The sequence below is a fragment of the Glycomyces albidus genome (assembly GCF_009451885.1).
Taxonomy (GTDB): domain Bacteria; phylum Actinomycetota; class Actinomycetes; order Mycobacteriales; family Micromonosporaceae; genus Glycomyces; species Glycomyces albidus.
This window is the reverse complement of the sequence record NZ_WIAO01000008.1, coordinates 46,891-66,079: the sequence shown is the minus strand read 5'-3', so window position 1 is coordinate 66,079 and position 19,189 is coordinate 46,891. Positions and strand designations below refer to the sequence as shown.

9 protein-coding genes are annotated in these 19,189 nt (G+C 69.9%); 3 read left to right on the top strand and 6 right to left on the bottom strand.

All coding sequences use genetic code 11. From position 1 onward, the window contains the following. Positions 1 to 66: 66 nt before the first annotated feature. Entirely contained in the window at positions 67 to 2,223 is a 2,157-nt protein-coding gene (locus GFD30_RS08960; RefSeq protein WP_153024850.1) for a (Fe-S)-binding protein, read from the bottom strand. A 338-nt stretch (positions 2,224 to 2,561) separates the two neighbouring features. On the opposite strand from GFD30_RS08960, the gene GFD30_RS08955 reads away from it, so the two are divergent. Continuing rightward, positions 2,562 to 6,146 carry an FG-GAP repeat domain-containing protein gene (locus GFD30_RS08955; protein ID WP_153024849.1) on the top strand — a complete coding sequence of 1,195 codons (3,585 nt, stop codon included), beginning with the start codon at positions 2,562 to 2,564 and terminating at the stop codon, positions 6,144 to 6,146. Between the two features lie 100 nt (positions 6,147 to 6,246). Beyond that, positions 6,247 to 9,816, top strand: coding sequence for an FG-GAP repeat domain-containing protein (locus tag GFD30_RS08950; protein WP_153024848.1), 3,570 nt, complete (start codon positions 6,247 to 6,249; stop codon positions 9,814 to 9,816). A 55-nt stretch (positions 9,817 to 9,871) separates the two neighbouring features. On the opposite strand, the gene GFD30_RS08945 is transcribed toward GFD30_RS08950, so the two are convergent. The 5 genes from GFD30_RS08945 to GFD30_RS08925 all read right to left on the bottom strand — a co-directional run bounded on the left by GFD30_RS08945 (position 9,872) and on the right by GFD30_RS08925 (position 15,923). Continuing rightward, positions 9,872 to 10,951 (bottom strand): LacI family DNA-binding transcriptional regulator, encoded by a 1,080-nt coding sequence (locus tag GFD30_RS08945; protein ID WP_153024847.1) that lies wholly within the window; start codon positions 10,949 to 10,951, stop codon positions 9,872 to 9,874. A gap of 31 nt (positions 10,952 to 10,982) precedes the next feature. After that, positions 10,983 to 12,407: a GH1 family beta-glucosidase gene (locus tag GFD30_RS08940; RefSeq protein WP_153024846.1), complete on the bottom strand. Its 1,425-nt coding sequence runs from the start codon at positions 12,405 to 12,407 to the stop codon at positions 10,983 to 10,985. Further along, a complete protein-coding gene (locus tag GFD30_RS08935; protein WP_153024845.1) occupies positions 12,407 to 13,339 on the bottom strand; it encodes a carbohydrate ABC transporter permease in 933 nt (310 codons plus the stop codon). The genes GFD30_RS08940 and GFD30_RS08935 overlap by 1 nt, the downstream gene beginning before the upstream one ends. Further along, positions 13,336 to 14,271: a carbohydrate ABC transporter permease gene (locus GFD30_RS08930; RefSeq protein WP_153024844.1), complete on the bottom strand. Its 936-nt coding sequence runs from the start codon at positions 14,269 to 14,271 to the stop codon at positions 13,336 to 13,338. The genes GFD30_RS08935 and GFD30_RS08930 overlap by 4 nt, the downstream gene beginning before the upstream one ends. Positions 14,272 to 14,579: 308 nt before the next feature. After that, positions 14,580 to 15,923: an extracellular solute-binding protein gene (locus GFD30_RS08925; protein ID WP_153024843.1), complete on the bottom strand. Its 1,344-nt coding sequence runs from the start codon at positions 15,921 to 15,923 to the stop codon at positions 14,580 to 14,582. A gap of 522 nt (positions 15,924 to 16,445) precedes the next feature. Between GFD30_RS08925 and GFD30_RS08920 the strand changes: the two genes are divergently transcribed. Then, complete coding sequence (locus GFD30_RS08920) at positions 16,446 to 19,058, top strand: glycoside hydrolase family 48 protein (RefSeq protein ID WP_153024842.1); 2,613 nt, start codon at positions 16,446 to 16,448, stop codon at positions 19,056 to 19,058. Positions 19,059 to 19,189: the final 131 nt, after the last annotated feature.

The window sequence follows — 19,189 nt, the reverse complement described above, 5'->3', positions numbered from 1 at the left end:
ATCTGATTTTTGCTCGTAAGTGCCACCACTCTTCGTATTTTATCGGCTACCGCCCGTGAGGATGTTTCACGCCGACTCGGCGGCTGCCGCCTTCTCGGCCTTCTTCTCGCGGCTTCGGGCCAGGAGCTGGGCGATGTCGATGACCTCGACGTCCTCGCGTCCGGCGTCGGCGACGCCGTCGCGGAGCATCGTGGAGCAGAACGGGCAGCCGACGGCGACCGTGTTCGCGCCGGTGGCGACGGCCTCGTCGGCGCGCTCGCGGTTGACGCGCTTGCCGAGCGGCTCCTCCAGCCACATGCGGGCGCCGCCGGCGCCGCAGCAGAACGAGCGCTCCGCGTTGCGCGGCATCTCGGTGACCTCCGAGAAGGTGCCGAGGAGCTCGCGCGGGGGCGTGAAGATCCGGTTGTGGCGGCCCAGGTAGCAGGGGTCGTGGTAGGTGAGCTTGCCTTCGTGCTGCTCGACCGGGGTGATCTTCCCGGCCTGCACGAGGTCGCCCAGCAGCTCGGTGTGGTGCACGACCTCGTACTTGCCGCCGGCCTCCTCGTACTCGTTGCCGATCGTGTTGAGGCAGTGCGGGCAGGTCGCGACGATCTTCACCGCCTTGACCTCGTTCAGCGTCTCCACGTTCTGCTCGGCGAGCATCTGGAACATGAACTCGTGCCCGATGCGCCGGGCGGGGTCGCCCGTGCACGTCTCGGCCTCGCCGAGGACCGCGAACTTGACGCCCGCGTCGTGCAGCAGTGTCGCCACCGCCTGGGAGGTCTTCTGCGCCTTCGGGTCGTACGCTCCGGCGCAGCCGACCCAGTACAGGTACTCGAACTCGGTGCTCCCGTCGGCGACCGGCACCTCGAAGTCGAGGCCCTCGGCCCACTTGAGGCGGTGCGCGGGGTTCTCGCCCCACGGGTTGCCCTTGTTCTCGAGGTTCCGCAGCATCGTCTGCGCCTCGGACGGGAACGCCGACTCGATCATCGTCTGGTGGCGGCGCAGGTCGAGGATGTGGTCGACGTGCTCGATGTCGACCGGGCACTGCTCGACGCAGGCGCCGCAGGTGGTGCAGGACCACAGCACGTCCGGGTCGATCACCGAGCCGATGATGTTGATCTTCTCGTGCGGGTCGGCCGCGTCGCCCCGCTCCTTCGCGATGGCCGCGGCCTTCAGGTACGGCGCCTGCTCGTACAGGTGGTCGCGCAGGTCCGTGATGAGCGTCTTCGGCGACAGCGGCTTCCCGGTGTTCCACGCGGGGCACTGCGACTGGCAGCGGCCGCACTCGGTGCAGGTGGAGAAGTCCAGCAGGCCCTTCCACGAGAAGTCCTCGATCGTGGCGACGCCGAACGGGTCCGTCTCCGGGTCGGCGGTCTCGAAGTCGGCCGGCTCGCCCTTGACGAGCATCGGCTTGGCCGCGCCCAGCGAGACCGCGCCGTCGGCGTGCCGCTTGAAGTACAGGTTGAAGAACGCGGTGACCCGGTGCCAGCCGATGCCCATCGACGGGATCAGCGCCAGCATCAGGAAGAACGTCCACGACACGAGGATGTCGAGTCCCGCGACGAGGGTGATCGCCGTCAGCAGCGACTCCTCGGACGCACCGCTCCACACGCCCGCGATCAGCGAGGAGACCGGGGAGGTCCACTCGTGCTCGATGTCCCCGAGCGCCACCTTGAACGTGCGGATCGCCATGTGCGACAGGACGATCGTGAAGATCGTGGCCTCGATGTAGAAGGCCATCCACTGCCGCGAGTTCTCGAACCGCGACGACGAGCGCCGCTGGCCGGCGTCGGAGGCGACGCCCTGCGGCGGCACCCGGTGAGCGCTCGGCTGCCGGAACATGCGGATGGCGAAGAGCGTGACGATGGCCAGGCCCGTGAGCACCGTGAGCAGCTCCGAGAACAGCAGCCACGGGCCCCAGTGCCCGACGATCGGCAGGCTCCACTCCGGGTTGATCACCTCGAAGTACGACTGGGCGAGCGCCGGGAACAGCAGGAAGAACCCGAAGAACACGGCCCAGTGCGCCGCGCCCACCCAGTGCCACTTGAGCATCCTGGTGTGCCCCAGGGACTCCCGCAGCATCGTCTTCACCCGCGTGCCGCGGTCGCCCTTCCGGGTCAGGTCCGGCGACCCGAGCCTGACGAGCGCGAGCATCCCCAGCCCGGCGCGGACGAACAGCCCGATGGCGAGCGCGGTGTACGCGAACGCGATCACGGCCGTGACGATCTGGACGACTCCCATGGCGACCTCTCGACGGTGCTTTCACACGTGCTGTCAGACGACAGTGGTGCTGCCGATCACGATACATGTTACTGGTCGGTAGCCACCTTGTCGAGCAGGACAGGGCCGAGCAGGACAGGGCCGAGCAGGACAGGCGTATGAGGACCACGTCCCCACTACCGCCAGGCCATGCCTGCCCGCCCGCCGAACGGCGCCCCCGATCCGCCGCGCGGCCCGGCACCGGAATGTCCGCCTGTCCGAGCGGTCTCCTGTGCGACTGGTGTGCAACCGGTTCCCGCGGTACCGCGTGTTTCGGAAGCCGCAGGCCCCTCAGCCCCTACAACCCCCGGGACATCTGAATGAACGAAGCTTCGAGACCGGAGCGCCGCCCCTTCCGCCGGGCCGCGCCGGTCGCGGCAGTCGCCGTGGCCGTAGCCGCAACACTCGCCGCCCCCGGCCCCGTCTCCGCCCAGACGATCGACTGCTCGACCCTCGGCGACAACCCGAGGCGCAGCGGCATCGCCGCCGCACTCGACGCGGCTGCCGCATGCGCGGTCGAAGTCCGGGTCTCAGCCCGCGCCTGGGACCAGATGACGGTCTACGCGACCCCCGCGGGCCAACTGCACCTCGTCTCCACCGCCGAGGCCGTACAGGAGTACCTCGACTCCGGACCGTCCGACCCGACGCTTGAGGCCTTCGCGGGGACACTGGCGCAGACGAACTCCCGATGGTGGGCGTACCTCCGCTACGACGACCCCGAGGCCCCGCTGTTCGACACCCTGGTCGGCGGACTCGATTGGGCAGGCGACATCCCGGTTCCGACCTACGAGGGCACCACTGCCTTCTACGACGAACTGAGCCCCGGACTCGACCTCACCGCCGATGTCGGCTCCACCGACGTCGGCTTCCGGTTCAATGTCGCCGACCTCGACGCCTGGAACGCACTCGCGACCGGCCTGCTGACAGACGCCTCCAGGGCCGAGGCCGTCGACGGATCGTTGCGCTTCGACGACACCGACTCCAAGCCGGACACCGAATGGACGACCCCGTTCACCGTGCGCGATGCCGCCGGCGCCGTGCATCGAGCGGACCTCGATCTCGCGGGAGACGGTGCGCTCACCGTGACCCTCTCCGAGGAGGCGCTCGCCGCCGCGGAGTTCCCGCTGACGCTCTCCACCCAGTGGGCGGACCGCTCCTACCGGGCGAACGAGTGGGGCGCCGTCACGTCGGCCGCCGCCGACTCGACTCTCTACCGGGGCGAAGCGGGCCTCGATGAGCCGTACTTCGCCGCCGCCGGGCAGTCCGCGGACGCGGTCGGCGGCTCCTACTGCGACGACCTCGCCGGAGGGGAGTGCGCACAGGCCGAAGCGGCCGTCTACTGGAACTTCGAATGGCCCATGCTGGCGGGTCTCGACCCGGACACGTCCTACACGTTCGAGTACCCCGTGTCCGCCGCGGTCTTCAGTGTCGACGCGGCCGAGGGCGCCGCGTGCTCCGCTCCCAAACTGAACCTCACCGAGGAGTACTCCGCCGCCGCGACCTGGAACGACCGCCCCGCCGTCATCGGATCCGCGGGAGCAGGCGAATGTGAGGGCGGCACCGCCCGCTACGACCTGACCGATGCGGTCTCCGGCGCGTGGAGCGACCCGGAAGCGTCCGGATCGGTCACATTCGGCACCGCGGACAGCACCGAGACCGCTCGCTTCGACGGCGGCTCTGCACGCCTCGACGTCTTCTTCGACATCGCGGGCTTCTTCTACGCAGGCCCGCACTACTCGCTGTGCCGGAGCCTTCTCGATGCCGCGCCGTTCTTCAAGACGGCAACGCCCGAGTACGGCAACACCCTGGTCAAGACCTGGCGGTCCGAGACGCTGGACCTCGGTCTCACCTGGACCGCCACGTTCACCGACCAGACCACCGGTGCGGTCGCCTTGACGACCGACCCGAAGCCGGTGCCGCTCGGCTCCAGCCCGTACTACGTCCTCGAGGATCCGCTGCCCAACGGGAAGTACCGCGTCGAGTATGACTTCTCCTCGACCACCGTCGACTTCTCCTACCGGGCCGCGCCCTGCTACCTGGTCGTCGACACCGCCGCACCGGAGTTCCTCGACATCACGGTGGAACCCGGTCAGCGCTACGTCGGTGACACCGTCGGTGCCGCGATCGAGGTCGCCGACGAAGGGTTCCCGGACGGTCTCAACGCGCTGACGGTCGGATGCTCCGTGTGCACCGGCCCGGCCGGCGTCCTCACCGAGAACGGCGTGCACGACGTCGAAATCCAGGTCACCGACACCAACGGCAGGGCGTCCTTCTACCTGCTGGACAAGGCGGGGAACTCCGCTGAACTACCGGTCCTCGACCTGCCCGCGACCTACTCGAAGAACGACTTCGACGGCGACCGCCACCAGGACCTGGTGACGGTCCGGCGCTCGGACGGGGCGCTCCTGCTCCATGCGGGGAAGGGGGACGGCACCTTCGCCGCGCCCACGGTCCTCGCGACCGGCTGGGGCCACATGGACGTGACCATGCCGGGCGACATCACCTCCGACGGACGCCCCGATCTGTTCGCCCGTGACAACCGGAACGGGAACCTCTACACCTACCCCGGCGACGGCGACGGCGGGTTCGGGACCCGGATCAGCGCCGGGTCTGGATGGAACACGGTCGAGTCGTTCGCTGTCGGCGAGTTCTTCTACAGCGGGTTCGTCGACCTGATCGGCGTCAAGTCCGACGGCGCCGTGGTCGTGCACCGCGGGAACGGCGACGGCACGTTCGGCGCCTCACCCGTGGGAACCAGCCAGCTCGGCCGCAGCGTCGACATGATCGTGAACCTCGACAACCTCTCGGGCGAGAACGAGGACGAGCTCATGGTTCGTGACGCGCGCACCGGCGAGTACTGGATCTACCACCTCCGCGCGGGCCAGACGTCCTCGGCCATGGCCGGACTCGCCGATCTCGAGTCGAGCGCCTTCAACACCCGCCTGTTCAGCAGCGTGACGAGCGCGGGCGACACCGACGGCGACAACTACGCGGACCTGGTGGCGGTCGACGCCGCCACCGGTGAACTCGTCCGCGAGTCCTTCCGCTACGACTACGGACTCCACGCCGTGGCGACCGACCAGGTCGAGGGCACCGGCTGGGGCCGGTACCGCCTCCCGTCCGTTCAGGCCGACGGCACCTACGACTACACCGGCGACGGGAACGCCGACGTGTTCGCGCGGCGGGCCTCGGACGGGAAGCTGTACGTGTACAACGGGAACGGCTCGACCGGGTTCGGCCCGATCGGCACGTGGGGCACCGGCCTGAAGAGCCTGACGCTGCTGGAGACCGCCGGCGACTTCGACGGCGACGGGTTCGCGGACCTGCTCGGCAGGGACTCGGACGGGGCCCTGTACCTGTACCCGGGGAACGGCGGGGGCGGGCACGACCCTGCGAGCCGCCTGCGGATCGGGACCGGCTGGAACGCCATGAGCGCCATCGTCTCCGGGCAGGACTTCAACGGCGACGGCAAGGTCGACCTCATCGCACGCGACAAGGCCACCGGCTACCTGTGGCTCTACCCGGGCAAGGGCGACGGGACGCTCGCCGCCCGGGTGCAGTTCAGCACCGGCTGGAACGGCATGCGGGAGATCACCTCGCCCGGGGACCTCGACCACGACGGCCACGCCGACGTGATCGGCATCCGGTCCTCGAACGACTGCATGTACTTCTACGGCGGCCGCGGCGACGGCACACTCAAGGCCGGGGTGCTGGTGAGCTGCAACTGGACCGGGTACGACCAGGTCGCCGCCGTCGAGGACTTCGACGGCGACGGCCACGGCGACTGGATCGCCCGCCGCCAGGCGGACGGCCGCATGTACCTGTACCGCGGCAACGGCACCGGCGGTTTCGACGTGCGCGTCACCATCGTGACCGGCTGGACGTGGGCGAACGCCGTCGCCTGACGACCCCGCACCTGCCCGGCCGCGGTCCGCTCGGACCGCGGCCGGGCCCGGTTTCGTCTATCGTGGAACCGAATCCCCTTCGAACACCCAGGACACCTGAATGAACTTCACCCCTCCCCGAGGCAGGACGGCCGCCTTCACCGCCGCCGCAGTCGGCGCCGCCCTCCTGGCCGTGCCCGGTGCCGCGGCCGCGCAGACCACCGAGATCGACTGCGGCGCCCTGGGCGAGCGCCCGTCGGCCGCCGCCACCGAGCCCGCGCTCGAGATCGCGAACGCGTGCGGGGTCGAAGTGGTGATCGAAGCGGTGACCACCGACTACGACACCTACTCCGCAACCCCCGAAGGCCGGCTCCGCCGGGTCTCGACCGTCCCCTCCGCCGAGATGCTCCAAGCACAGGGCGCGGCCGATCCCACGCTCACCGAGGCGGACGGCTCACTGGTCCAAGCCGACTCCGAATGGGATCTCACCCTCGGTCTCGGCGGCGACGCGCCGCTGCTCAGCACCCCGGCCGCCGGCCTCCACTGGGCCGAGAGCACACCGGCGCCGACGTACTCCGGCACGGAGGTCCACTACGACGACCTCGCCCCCGGACTCGACCTCACCCTCGACGCGCGCGTCTCGGACCTGGGACTCCGCTTCGACATCGCCGACGAGGCCGCTTGGAACGCCCTTTCCTCGGGCCTGGACCTCGACTACTGGGCGGTCGCCGGCGGCGGCCGCCTCCAGAACACGCTCGACCTGGCATATCCGGTGGGCCATCCGGAGCGCCAGACCGCCGGGGAGCAGACCACGCCGTTCTACCTGCGCGACAGCGCGGGAGACGGGCAGGCGCTCAATCTCGCCGTCGGCACGGACGGCGTCCTCTCGCTGACCCCGGCAGGAGGCGGCCTCGGCGAGGCCGCCTTCCCGCTGACCGTGACCGCCCAGTGGACGTACCGGCAGTACGGCGTCAACGAATGGGCCTCGGTCACGTCCGCCGAGCCCGACCTCACCCTCTTCCGCGGCGACGGGGGCCGCGGGGAGCCCTACTTCGTCGCGGCCGGACAGAACGCGGACGCGGTCGTCGGCCCCTACTGCGACGCGACGGCCGACCCCGAATGCTCCGCACCCGCCCAAGCGGCCACCTACTGGAACTTCTGGGGCGGGACCCTCGGCGACCTGCTGCCCTCCTCCGTCCCGGCCGGCGCCACCGTCAGCGTCGCCGAAGCCGAGTTCCGAGTCGATGCGGCCGAAGGCGCCGAATGCGTCGCACCCGAGCTCCTGGTCACCAGGGTCTACCGCCCGCACCTCTCCTGGACCGACCGGCCGCTGCCGACCGGTACCAGGCCCCCGGCGGCCGGCGCCTGCATCGACGGCACGGCCGTGTACGACCTCGGCCCCTGGAGCCTCGCCTCCGGATTCCCCGGCCCCACCTTCGGCATGACCGCGAGCGAGGAGACCGCCCGGTTCGACGGCGGCTCCGCCCGCCTCGACCTCCTCTGGGACATCGAGGCCGCGAACTTCACGACGAGGTCCTGCAACACCATGCCTACGTACCCCCAGCTTCGCACCGGGACGGTTCCCTACGGCGGATTCACCGCCGACCTGTGGCGCCCCGACCTCGTCGACCAGGACATCACCTGGACCGCGACCGTCCGCAACGCCGACACCGGTGAAGTCGTCGCGGTCTCAGCCCCGGCCGAGGTCGCCGACGGCACCGCGCCCGCGTCCACGTTCGCCGTGGACGACGGCTACTACTCCGTCCGACACGAGTTCAAGCACCCGAGCGGCGCCGTTGAAGTCTCGGACACCTGCTATTACATGGTCGACGACAGCAAGCCCGAGTTCGTCGCCATCGAAGTCCCGCCCGGGCCCCACTTCGTCGGCGACATCGTCCCCGTCGAGGTCACGGTCGCCGACGCCGGGTTCCCCAACGGCGTCAGCAAGCTGACGATCCACTGCCTCGGCGACGACGACTGCGAGCCGGAGACGACCGTGCTCGTCGACGACACCACCTTCACCCTGAACCTGGAGATCAAGCAGACCGGCACCACGCTCTGGATGCTCCAGATGTACGACCAGCGGAGCCTCGTCACCTACAGCCAGGAGATCGCCGTCTCCGCCTCCTACAACCGCGGGGACTACAACGGCGACGACCACCAGGACCTCTTCGCCGTGCGCAGGTCCGACGGGAACCTGCTCTTCTTCGCCGGAAACGGCGACGGCACCCTCGCGAGCGGCGTCTCCCGCGGCGCCGGATGGGGCGCGATGGACATCGCCATGGCCGGCGACCTCACCGGCGACGGCATCGCCGACCTCCTCGCCCGGGACACCCGGACCGGCGTCCTGTACACCTACCCCGGGAACGGCGCCGGCGGGCTCGGGACCCGCATCCAGGCGGGCACCGGTTGGAACGCCCAGGGCGTCTTCACCTCCAGCGGCGACTTCGACGGGGACGGGAAGACCGACCTCTACGCCGTCGGCAAGAGCGACCGCAAGCTGTACTTCTATCCCGGCCTCGGCAACGGCACGTTCGGCGCCAGGACCGCCGTGAGCACCGGCTGGGGCGGGATCGACACCATCACCACCCTCGCCGACGCCAACCGCGACGGGCGGCCCGACCTGCTCGCCCGCAAGCACGCCACCGGCGAGTACTTCCTCTACCACGGCCAGGGCGACGGCACCGTCGGCGCGCGCCAGAAGGTCTACGACGACGAGGACGGCCTCAGCTCGGCCCAGTACAACGAGCTCACCGCCGCGGACGACTACGACGGGGACGGCACCGGCGAGGTCGTCGGGATCGACGCGTTCACCGGCGAACTCGTCATGCACTCCTTCAACGACTTCGGCGACCATGTCGGCAGGCGTGTCGTCGACGACGGGTGGGAGGGCCTGCGCCTCCCCGGCACCGCGGTCGACCGCGCCTACGACTTCGACGCCAGCGGCTTCACCGACGTGCTCGCCCGGCACACGACCGGGACCGTGTACTTCTACCCCGGCAACGGCTCCAGCGGTTTCGGCCAGAGCTCGCAGTGGGGCACCGGCATGGGCGGCATGAACTTGCTCGAGACCGCGGGCGACCTCACCGGCGACGGCATCCCCGACCTGCTGGCGAGGGTCGCGTCGAACGGCGCGCTCTACGTCATCCCGGGAACCGCGTACGGCGACTTCTCGTACGAGCACCGGATCCAGGTCGGGACCGGCTGGAACGCCATGAGCGCCATCGTCTCCGGCCAGGATTTCAACGGCGACGGCAAGGTCGACATCGTCGCCCGCGAGCGGTCCACCGGGTACCTGTGGTTCTATCCGGGCAGAGGCGACGGGAAAGTCGGCACCCGCGTGAACATCGGGACCGGCTGGAACGCGCTCGGCGGCCCCACCGCCGTGGGCGACCTCGACCACGACGGCCACGCCGATCTGGTCGCCGTCCGCGGATCGGACGGCTGCCTCTACCGCTACAGCGGCCGCGGCGACGGGACGCTCAAGGCAGCGGTGAAGCTCGGCTGCGGCTGGAGCGGCATGAACGGCCTCGCCTCGGTCGGCGACTTCAACCTCGACGGCCATGCCGACTGGGTCGCCCGGAGCACCGCCAACGGAAACCTCTACCTGTACCGGGGCACCAGCGCCGGCTCGTACTCGCCGCCGCTCCTGGTCGGCGCCGGCTGGAACACGATGAACATCGTCATCTGATGTGAGGACGTCGAGGGCCCGGCTCCATTGCTGGAGCCGGGCCCGTTCGGTCGTCTCAGGCGGACTGGCGGACCACGATCCTCGTGCCGAGGATCGTCACCAGGGGGCCGGCCTCCTCGCCGCGGATGCGGCCGCACAGGAGGCGGGCCATCTCGCGGCCCATCGTCTCGGTCGGCTGGTGGACCGTGGTCAGGGGCGGGTCGGCGACCTCGGCGAGCGGGGAGTCGTCGAAGCCGACGAGCGCGAGGTCGTCGGGGACGCGGATGCCGCGCTCGCGGGCGACGCGGAGCGTCGCGATGGCGAGCGGGTCGGAGTTCGCGAAGACCGCGTCGAGGTGCCCGGCGGTGTCGAACAGGCGGCGGGCCGCCTTGATGCCGCTGGCCTCGTCGAAGCCCTCGGCGACCGCGACCAGGCCCTCCTCGACCGGGAGGCGGTGGCCGCGGAGGCCGTCGCGGTAGCCGTTGAGGCGGTCGACGCCGACGGCCATGTCCTGGGGGCCGGCGATGATGCCGATGCGCTTGTGGCCGCGCTCGGCGAGGTACTCGACGGCCTGGCGGGCGCCGGAGCGGTTGTCGCAGTCGACGTACGCCACCGGCCGGAAGCCGACGGGCGTACCGCAGAGGACGATCGGGATGCCGGCGTCCTCGAGGCGCTCGGGGAGCGGGTCGCCCGAGTGGCTCGAGACCATCATGACCCCGTCGACGTGCTGCCCCATCAGGTAGGACTCGAGGTCGGTGCGGTTGCCGTCGCGCGGGGCGAACGTGAGCATGAGCCGCATGTTCTCCTCGGCGAGCTGCTCGGTGATCCCGCGCAGCACCCCCGCGAAGAACGGCTCCGACCACAGCCACTCCTGGGACTCGGTGACCACGAGCGCGACGGTGTCCGTCCGCTGGGTCACGAGGGTCCTGGCCGCCTGGTTGGGGACGTACCCCAGCTCCTTGATCGCGGCCAGGACCGCCGCACGCGTGTCCTCGGCGACTTTGGGGGAGCCGTTGATGACACGGGAGACCGTGCCCCGGCCGACGCCCGCATGGCGCGCAACCGTGTCGAGCGTCGGCCGGCCGCCGCTGCGCCTGCGGCCGGTGCGCTCGGCAGGCAGTGGTTCGCCTGGAGCCTCAAGTCGGGTCTCGGTCATCGTGCATCACCTCGGGCTATGTCGCGTGGAACTATTCTGCCTCACGGTTCGAACGAGCGCGTCGCACCAGGTCGCCGTACCAGCGCCCGGAGTCCTTGACGGTGCGCTCGCCGGTCTCGAAATCGACGTACACGAGACCGAACCGCTTGGTGTAGCCCCAGGCCCACTCGAAGTTGTCGGCGAGCGACCAGGCGAAATACCCGACGAGCGGGACTCCCGCGTCGAGCGCGTCCGCGCAGGCCGACAGGTGCTGCTGCACGTAGTCGAGCCGCTCGGGGTCGCGGACGCGGCCTTCGTCGAGCTTGTCGGGGAACGCCGCGCCGTTCTCGGTCACCGCGAGGGCGACCTCCGGGTAGGCGGCGTGCAGGCGCGTGAGCATCTCGGTGAGCCCGGCCGGCTCGATCTCCCAGCCCATGTCGGTGACGGGGAGCCCGGCGGGCACGAACCCGATGTGTTCGTTGGCCGGCCACGCGGAGCCCGCGCCGGTCGGGGCGGCGGAGGCGGAGGCCGAGCCGCCGTTGCCGGTGACGGTGAAGCGGCTGTAGTAGTTCACCGACAGCACGTCGATCGGCGCGTTGATGGTCTCCAGGTCGCCGTCGCGGTTGAAGTCGAAGTCGGTGATCGCCTTGAAGTCCTCGACGACGTCCTCGGGGTAGGTCCCGCGCAGGGCCGCGTCGGTGAACCAGCGGTTCTGGACGCCGTCGACGCGGCGGGCCGCGTCCACGTCGCCGGGGGCGTCGCTGGCGGCGTGCACCGGGTAGAAGTTGATCCCGATGCTGACGGTGGCCTCGGGGTCGGCGCTCTTGATGGCGCGCGCGGCGAGGCCGTGCCCGAGCATCAGGTGGTGCGCCGCGGCGATCGACTCCGCGGGCTCGCGCCGGCCCGGCGCGTGCTCGCCGGAGGCGTAGCCGAGGAACGCCGCGCACCACGGCTCGTTGACCGTGATCCAGTGCTTGACCCGGTCGCCGAGCGCCGTGTGCGCGATGAGCGCGAAGTCGCCGAAGCGCAGCGCGGTGTCCCGCACCGGCCAGCCGCCCTTGTCCTCCAGGGCCTGCGGCAGGTCCCAGTGGTAGAGCGTCACCCAGGGGGTGATGCCCTCGGCGAGGAGGGCGTCCACCAGGTCGGAGTAGTAGCGCAGCCCGGCCGGGTTGATCCGCCCGTCCCCGTCGGGGCAGATCCGGGGCCACGACAGGGAGAACCGGTAGCTGTTGAGCCCGAGGGACTTGACGGTGGCGACGTCGCCGGCGATGTTGCGGTAGGAGTCGATCGCGGTGTCGCCGTTCGAGCCGTCGACCACCCGTCCCGGCTCGTTCACGAACGAGTCCCAGATGGACCTGCCTCGCCCGTCCGCGTCGGTCGCGCCCTCCACCTGGTACGAGGACGTCGCCGCTCCCCAGGTGAAGCCGGTTGGAAATCGGGCGGCGAGGGCCGCCGCCCCTTCGAATTCGTTGGTCATTATTTGCCGGAGCCTTCCATGATGCCGTGGACGATCTGCCGCCCGAAGACGACGAACAGGATCGCGATGGGAATGATCGAGATCAAGGTGCCCGTGAAGATCATCGAGAGGTCCGCCGCCCAGGTGGCGGTGGAGATCTGACGGATCGCGAGCTGGATCGTGGGGTTCTGCTCGCTCAGGACCATGAACGGCCACAGGAACTCGTTCCAGTTGAGCATGAACGTGAGCAGTCCGAGGACGACCATGGCCGGGCGCAGGGCCGGGAGCACGATCCGCCACCAGATGCCGAAGGTGGTCGCGCCGTCGATGCGGGCGGCTTCGATGATCTCGTCGGGGATCGCCTGGTCGACGTACTGGCGCATCATGAAGATCCCGAACCCGTTGATGAGGAACGGCAGGATCACGGCTTGGAGGGTGTCGAGCCATTCGAGCTCGACCATGACCATGTACAGCGGGACGACGCCGAGCTGCTGGAGCGGGACCATCATGGAGAACAGGACGGTGGCCATGAGGATCTTGGATCCGCGGAACCGGAGCTTGGCGAACGCGAATCCGGCGAGGGTCGAGAGCAGGACCACCGAGAAGGTCACGGTGCCGGTGATGATGAGCGAGTTCCGCAGGCCGAGGAGGAGGTTGGCCTCCGGGTTGGTCAGCGCCTCCTGGATGTGCTCGCCGAGGTTGCCGCCGGGCAGGAGCGCCGGCGGGAAGCCCGAGGCGTCGGAGCTCACCCGGGAGGCGATGACGATCATCCAGTACAGCGGGAAGATCGACAGGACCGCCACGAACGCGAGGCCGATGCGGGTCATGACCGTGGGCGCGAAGACCCCGTCGGACTCGATCGGGCGCTTCGCGCGCTTGCGGCGCGGGGGCTTCGGCGGCTTGGGCGGTTCGGCGACCGGGGCCGCGGGGCGCGGGGCGGTGGCGGTGCTCATTTGTTCCCCTGGATGCGGTTGACGACGAGGAAGTTGATCGCGGCGACGATCCCGATGACGGCGAACAGGAGCCAGCCGGCCGCGGCCGAGATGCCGTAGTTGCCGTGGGTGCGGAGGATGTCGACCAGGACCATCGCGGTGGTCTGGAACTGGCCATCGGCGCCGCCGTTGAGCCGTCCGGAGCCGAACATCATCGGCTCGACGAACAGGGTCATGCCGCCCACGGAGGAGACGAACACGGTGAAGATCAGGACCGGCTTGAGCTGCGGGATGGTGATCTTCCAGAACTGCTGCCGGGGGGTGGCGCCGTCGACCGTCGCGGCCTCGTACAGGTTCCTGGGGATGGTCTGCATGGCGGCGAGGAAGATCAGCGAGTTGTAGCCCATCCAGCGCCAGTCGACCATGGACGAGATCGCGAGCCAGGAGGAGAGCCGGCCGGTCTGCCAGTCGATGCCGTCGATGCCGATGAGCTCGAGCGCGCCGTTGACCATGCCGTACTCGGCGCCCCAGATGCGGGCGAAGATGACGCCGACGGCGACGACCGAGGTGACGATGGGCGCGAGGATGAGCATGCGCCACATCATGGGGCGGCGCAGCCGCTTGTTCAGGGCGTTGGCGACCATCATGGCGCAGACGATCTGCGGGACGGTGGCCATGATGAACATGCCGAGGGTGTTGACCACGGACCAGTTGAAGCGGTCGTACGTGGTGAGCAGGAACTCGTAGTTGTCGAGGCCCACGAAGGTGCGTTCGGCGTTGCCGAGCTTCCACTCGTGGAGCGACGCGTAGAGCGTGTACGCCATCGGGAAGACGCCGAAGAGGGCGAAGAGGATGAAGTACGGGGACACCAGCGCGTACGGCGTGATCTTCACGTCTGCTCGGTTGAGCCGCTCGCGCAAGGTCAGGCGCGGTGCGGCGTTGCGGGTGGTCATGTGGGCCTTCCTTGGGACGGTCGCGGTGACGCCTGCCGCGCCGCCCGCCTGCGGATCTCCTGCGTGCCGTGGTGCCGCACGGCCGTATCGGGCGGGCGGCGCCTCCGCTGGGGGCGGTGTGCAGTGGGGGGGCGCCGCCCCGCGGGGGGTGGGGGGGGGGGGGGCCGACACGGTGCCGCCGGGGTGCGGGCCGGTCCTGGGGGTCGCGGCGAACGGATGCTGGGAACCGTTCGCCGCCGGCCCGATGGGGCGGCGGCACGTGGTCCGGCCCGGCGGAGGCAGGTTCCGCCGGGCCGGACCCGGCGGGGCTAGAGCCCCGAGCCGGCCAGTTCGACCGCTTCCTCAGCGGCCGCCTGGATCTCTTCATGCGCCTGGTCGATGGTGAACGTGCCGTCGGCGACGCCGTTCAGCACGCCTTCGACCGCGCCCTTGACCGGCGGGTGGTAGTACGAGTACTCGAGCGGCTCGAACGACTGGATCGAGGCGCCGATGATCTCGCCGACCGGGGCGCCCGAGAAGTAGTCGCTGGTGTAGCCGGCGACCTTCGGGTCGGCCTGCGCCGCAGGCGAGGACGGGAAGTTGCCGACGGCCTCGAAGACCTTGATCTGCTGCTCGGGGGCGGTCAGCCAGGAGGCCAGTGCAGCGGCCTCCTCCGGGTGCTCGGACTGCGCGGGGACCGCGAGGAACGAGCCGCCCCAGTTGCCGGCGACACCGGGCGCGGGGGCCATGTCCCACTTGCCGGCGTTCTCCTCGCCGGAGGTCGGCTGGATCACGCCGCCGGCCATCCAGGCCGGGCAGGGCATGACGGCGAAGCCGCCTTCGGCCATGCCGGCGTTCCACTCCTCGGACCACGAGGCGAAGTTGCCGATCGCGCCCATCTCGTGCAGCTCCAGGACGGTGTTGACCGACTCGGTCGCCGCGGCGGAGTCGAGGGTCAGGTTGCCGTCGTTGTCGACGTACATCTTGCCGTCGCCCTGGCCGGCGAGCTGGCCCAGCAGCAGGTTCTGGAGCTGGGTCGGGCTGTCGAGGAAGGCGGCGTCGACGCCGGAGTCGACGAAGGTCTGGGCGACGGACTTGAAGCCGTCCCAGGTCGACCACAGCGCGGCGACCTCGTTGCGGTCGGTCGGCAGGCCGGCCTCGGCGAACAGGTCGTTCCGGTAGCACATGGCCATGCCGCCGATGTCGGTGGCGAGGCCGACGAGGCCGCCGTCCGGGGTGTGCCCGAGGTTCCAGGTGCGCGCGGTGTAGTCGCCCTCGCGGTCCTCGTAGTCGGAGAGCTCGTACCACAGGTCCGGGTTGTTGAACAGCTGCGGCGAGGCCTGCTCGTCGATGCCCACGACGTCGCCGGCGCCGGAGCCGGTCTCGAGGGCGGTCTCGAGGTTGGGGCGGTACTCGGCGTCGAAGTTGACGCCGTCGCCCTCGAAGACCACGTCGATGTCGGGGTTGGCGGCTTCGTACTCGGCTTCGAGGGCGGCCTCGGTGTAGCCGAAGGTGCCGAAGAGCGAGACGGTGAGGACGATCTGGCCGTCGGCGTTGGTGCCGGCTTCCTCGGCGTCGTCGCCGTCGCCGCTGCATGCGGAGGTGAGCGCCAGCGCGCCCGCGGCGGCGGCCGCCAGGGCGACCTTGCCGTTCCTGCGATTGAGGAGATGCATCTTTGCGGTTTCCTTCCGGGCGCCTCGGCGGCGCCTTTGTGTTCAAGAGGGGTTTGAGGGACTCTTCGCGTTGGCGCACAAGGCGGGGGTGGTGCGGGCCGCCGCGCGTGGACGGCGGCCCGCGGACTGAAACCGCCGAGGCGATCGCCCTTGGGAGCGATACCAGGATCGTACGGGAGCGTGTTCCATGGCGCAAGCCCGGGTGTGAGGGTCGTTACGACATCGTTGCCCTCGTGATCACGACGTGCGAATCGAAGGTCGCGAATCCATAACTATGAACCAGGAATACCAGCTTAATTAGCAGGGAAAATACCTGGCAAATGGCAACGGTTTGCCTCGCCCGAGGAGAAATTTAGAGATGTCAATGTATTGACATCAAGGGTGCGCGCTTGGGAGCATGGCCTGGGAGCGCTTCCGCATCTCGGTCCGATTCGTTCCACTCGTGCGATTCAAGGACCACGAACCCGGCATGAGCGCTCCCATGAAAACGGACATACCACCCACGCTCAGGGAGTAGCCACAATGGATTCCGACAACCTGGCCCCGCCGCGCCGGCGGGGCCGCCGATGGCGTCGGACGGCGGCGGTCACGCTGCCGATCGCGCTCGTCGGCACCTTCGCCGCGGTGGCCGCGCCGTCGGCCTTCGCCGCCCAGTACTGCGGCGGCGTCCAGTACAACGTCGTCTCGAGCTGGGGCTCGGGCTTCCAGGCCAACGTGGTCCTCACCGCGGGGACCGCCGGGCTCAACGGCTGGGACATCGAATGGGAGTTCCCGGCCGGCACCAGGGTCTCCAATGCGTGGAACGTGGACTGGAGCCAGAGCGGCACCACCTTCTCCGGTTCGGACGTCGGCTGGAACGGCTCGATCGCGTCCGGCCAGAGCCGCGAGGTCTTCGGCTTCATCGGCTCGGGCGCCTCGACCGCGCCGACGGGCATCACCGTCAACGGCGAGTCCTGCGACGGCGAGGAGCCGGTCGAGCCCGAGCTCGAGGTCGACCGGGCCAACGTGGTCGTCGACGCCGGCTCCACCTCCTCGATCGAGGTCGGCTTCTCGGCCGCGACCGAGGCGGCCGCGACCGTGACCACCACCCGCACCTCCGGCTCGACCGACATCTCGGTGTCCTCGGGTGCCTCGCTGTCCTTCGCGGCCGGCGACACCAACCCCAAGCCGGTCGTCTTCAGCGCCGCCGCCGGCGCCGAGGCGGGCGAGTCGGCCACGTTCACCGTGGCGTCCCCCGGGTACGACTCGCTCCAGGTCACCGTCACCGTCGCCGACCTGGGCGAGGTGACGGAGAACGAGCAGCGCTTCCTCGAGATGTACGACCAGCTCACCGGTGCCGACTCGCCGTACCTGCACGAGACGGGCGTCCCCTACCACTCGGTGGAGGAGCTCATCGTCGAGGCGCCGGACTACGGCCACGAGACGACCTCCGAGGCCCTGAGCTACCTCCAGTGGCTGGAGGCGGCCTACGGCCAGGTCACCGGCGACTGGTCGGGCTACAACGAGTCGTGGGAGATCACCGAGCAGTACGCGATCCCGGACCTGAACCCGACCTCGTACAACCCGGCCTCGCCGGCGTCGTACGCGCCGGAGTCGGGCGACGTCACGGACTACCCGACGCAGCTCGACTTCAACGCTTCGGTCGGGTCGGACCCGCTGGGCCAGGAGCTGCGGAACACCTACGGCTCCAACCAGATCTACGGCATGCACTGGATCCTGGACGTGGACAACGCCTACGGCTTCGGCGAGTGCGGCGACGGGACCACCGAGCCCGCGTACATGAACACGTTCCAGCGCGGCTCCTCGGAGTCGACGTGGGAGACCGTCGCGCACCCCTCGTGCGAGACGTTCGACTTCGGCGGCCCCAACGGCTTCCTGGACCTGTTCGTGGGCGACTCGCAGTACTCGCGCCAGGAGCGGTACACGGCCGCTCCCGACGCCGACGCGCGCGCCATCCAGGTCGCGTGGATGGCCCAGCAGTGGGCCGAGGCGCAGGGCCAGGAGACGGCGATCTCCGGTTCGCTCGACAACGCCTCCAAGATGGGCGACTTCCTGCGGTACGCGTTCGCGGACAAGTACTTCAAGCAGATCGCCGGCGACTGCATCGGGATCAACAACTGCCCCGACGGCAGCGGCAAGAACTCGTTCCACTACCTGCTCTCCTGGTACTACTCCTGGGGCGCGGGCATGAACGGCGACTGGTCGTTCCGCATCGGCGGTTCCGGTGTCCACCAGGGCTACCAGAACGTCATGGCCGCGTACGCGCTCTCCGAGGGCGGCCTCGCCCCGGCCTCGCCGACCGCGGACGACGACTGGGCGGCCAGCCTGGACCAGCAGCTCGAGTTCCTCGAGTGGCTCCAGGTGCCGCAGGGCTCCCCGGGCGCCGGCGCGATCGCGGGCGGTGCGACCAACAACTGGGGTGGCAACTACGGCACGCCGACCACGAACGCCGAGTTCGAGGGCCTGTACTACGACGAGCAGCCCGTGTGGCACGACCCGCCGTCGAACCGCTGGTTCGGCTTCCAGGTCTGGGGCATGGACCGCGTCGCGCAGTACTGCCACGCCACCGGCGACGCCCGCGCCTGCGACCTGCTCGACGAGTGGGTGGCCTGGGCGCTGTCGGAGAGCGAGATCAGCGCGACCGACTACAGCCTGCCGGGCGACCTGGAATGGAACGGCGAGCCGGGAGCGGGCCTGTCCGCCTCGGTGATCAACATGTCGAAGGACCCGGGTGTGGCCGGGGCGTTCGCGAAGATCCTGTCGTACCACGCCGCCGCCAGCGGTGACACGGCCTCGCAGACCGCGGCCGCGAACCTGCTGGACTCCCTGTGGGCCGCGAACGACGGCATCGGCGTGACCCAGACCGAGGCCCGGGCGGACTACTGCCGCTTCGGCGACGAGGTCTACATCCCGCCGGGCTGGACCGGCACCATGCCGAACGGCGACGTGCTCGAGAACGGCGTCACCTTCATCGAGACCCGGTCGTTCATGACCGAGTTCGAGGGCTGGGACCAGGTCCAGGCGTACATCGACGGTGGTTGCACCGGCCCCGCGCCGGAGTTCAACTACCACCGCTACTGGCACCAGGTGGAGGTCGCGACGGCCTTCCAGACCTACGCCTCGCTCTTCGAGTAGGAGCGGCGTCAGGAGCAGTGAACGGCGCGGCCGGCCGCAGTGATGCGGCCGGCCGCGCCTCGCGCTGCTCGCGTTCGGTGCTGAGCACACAGGTCGGGCCCGGTGGACCGGTTCGGGGCGGACCCGACCTC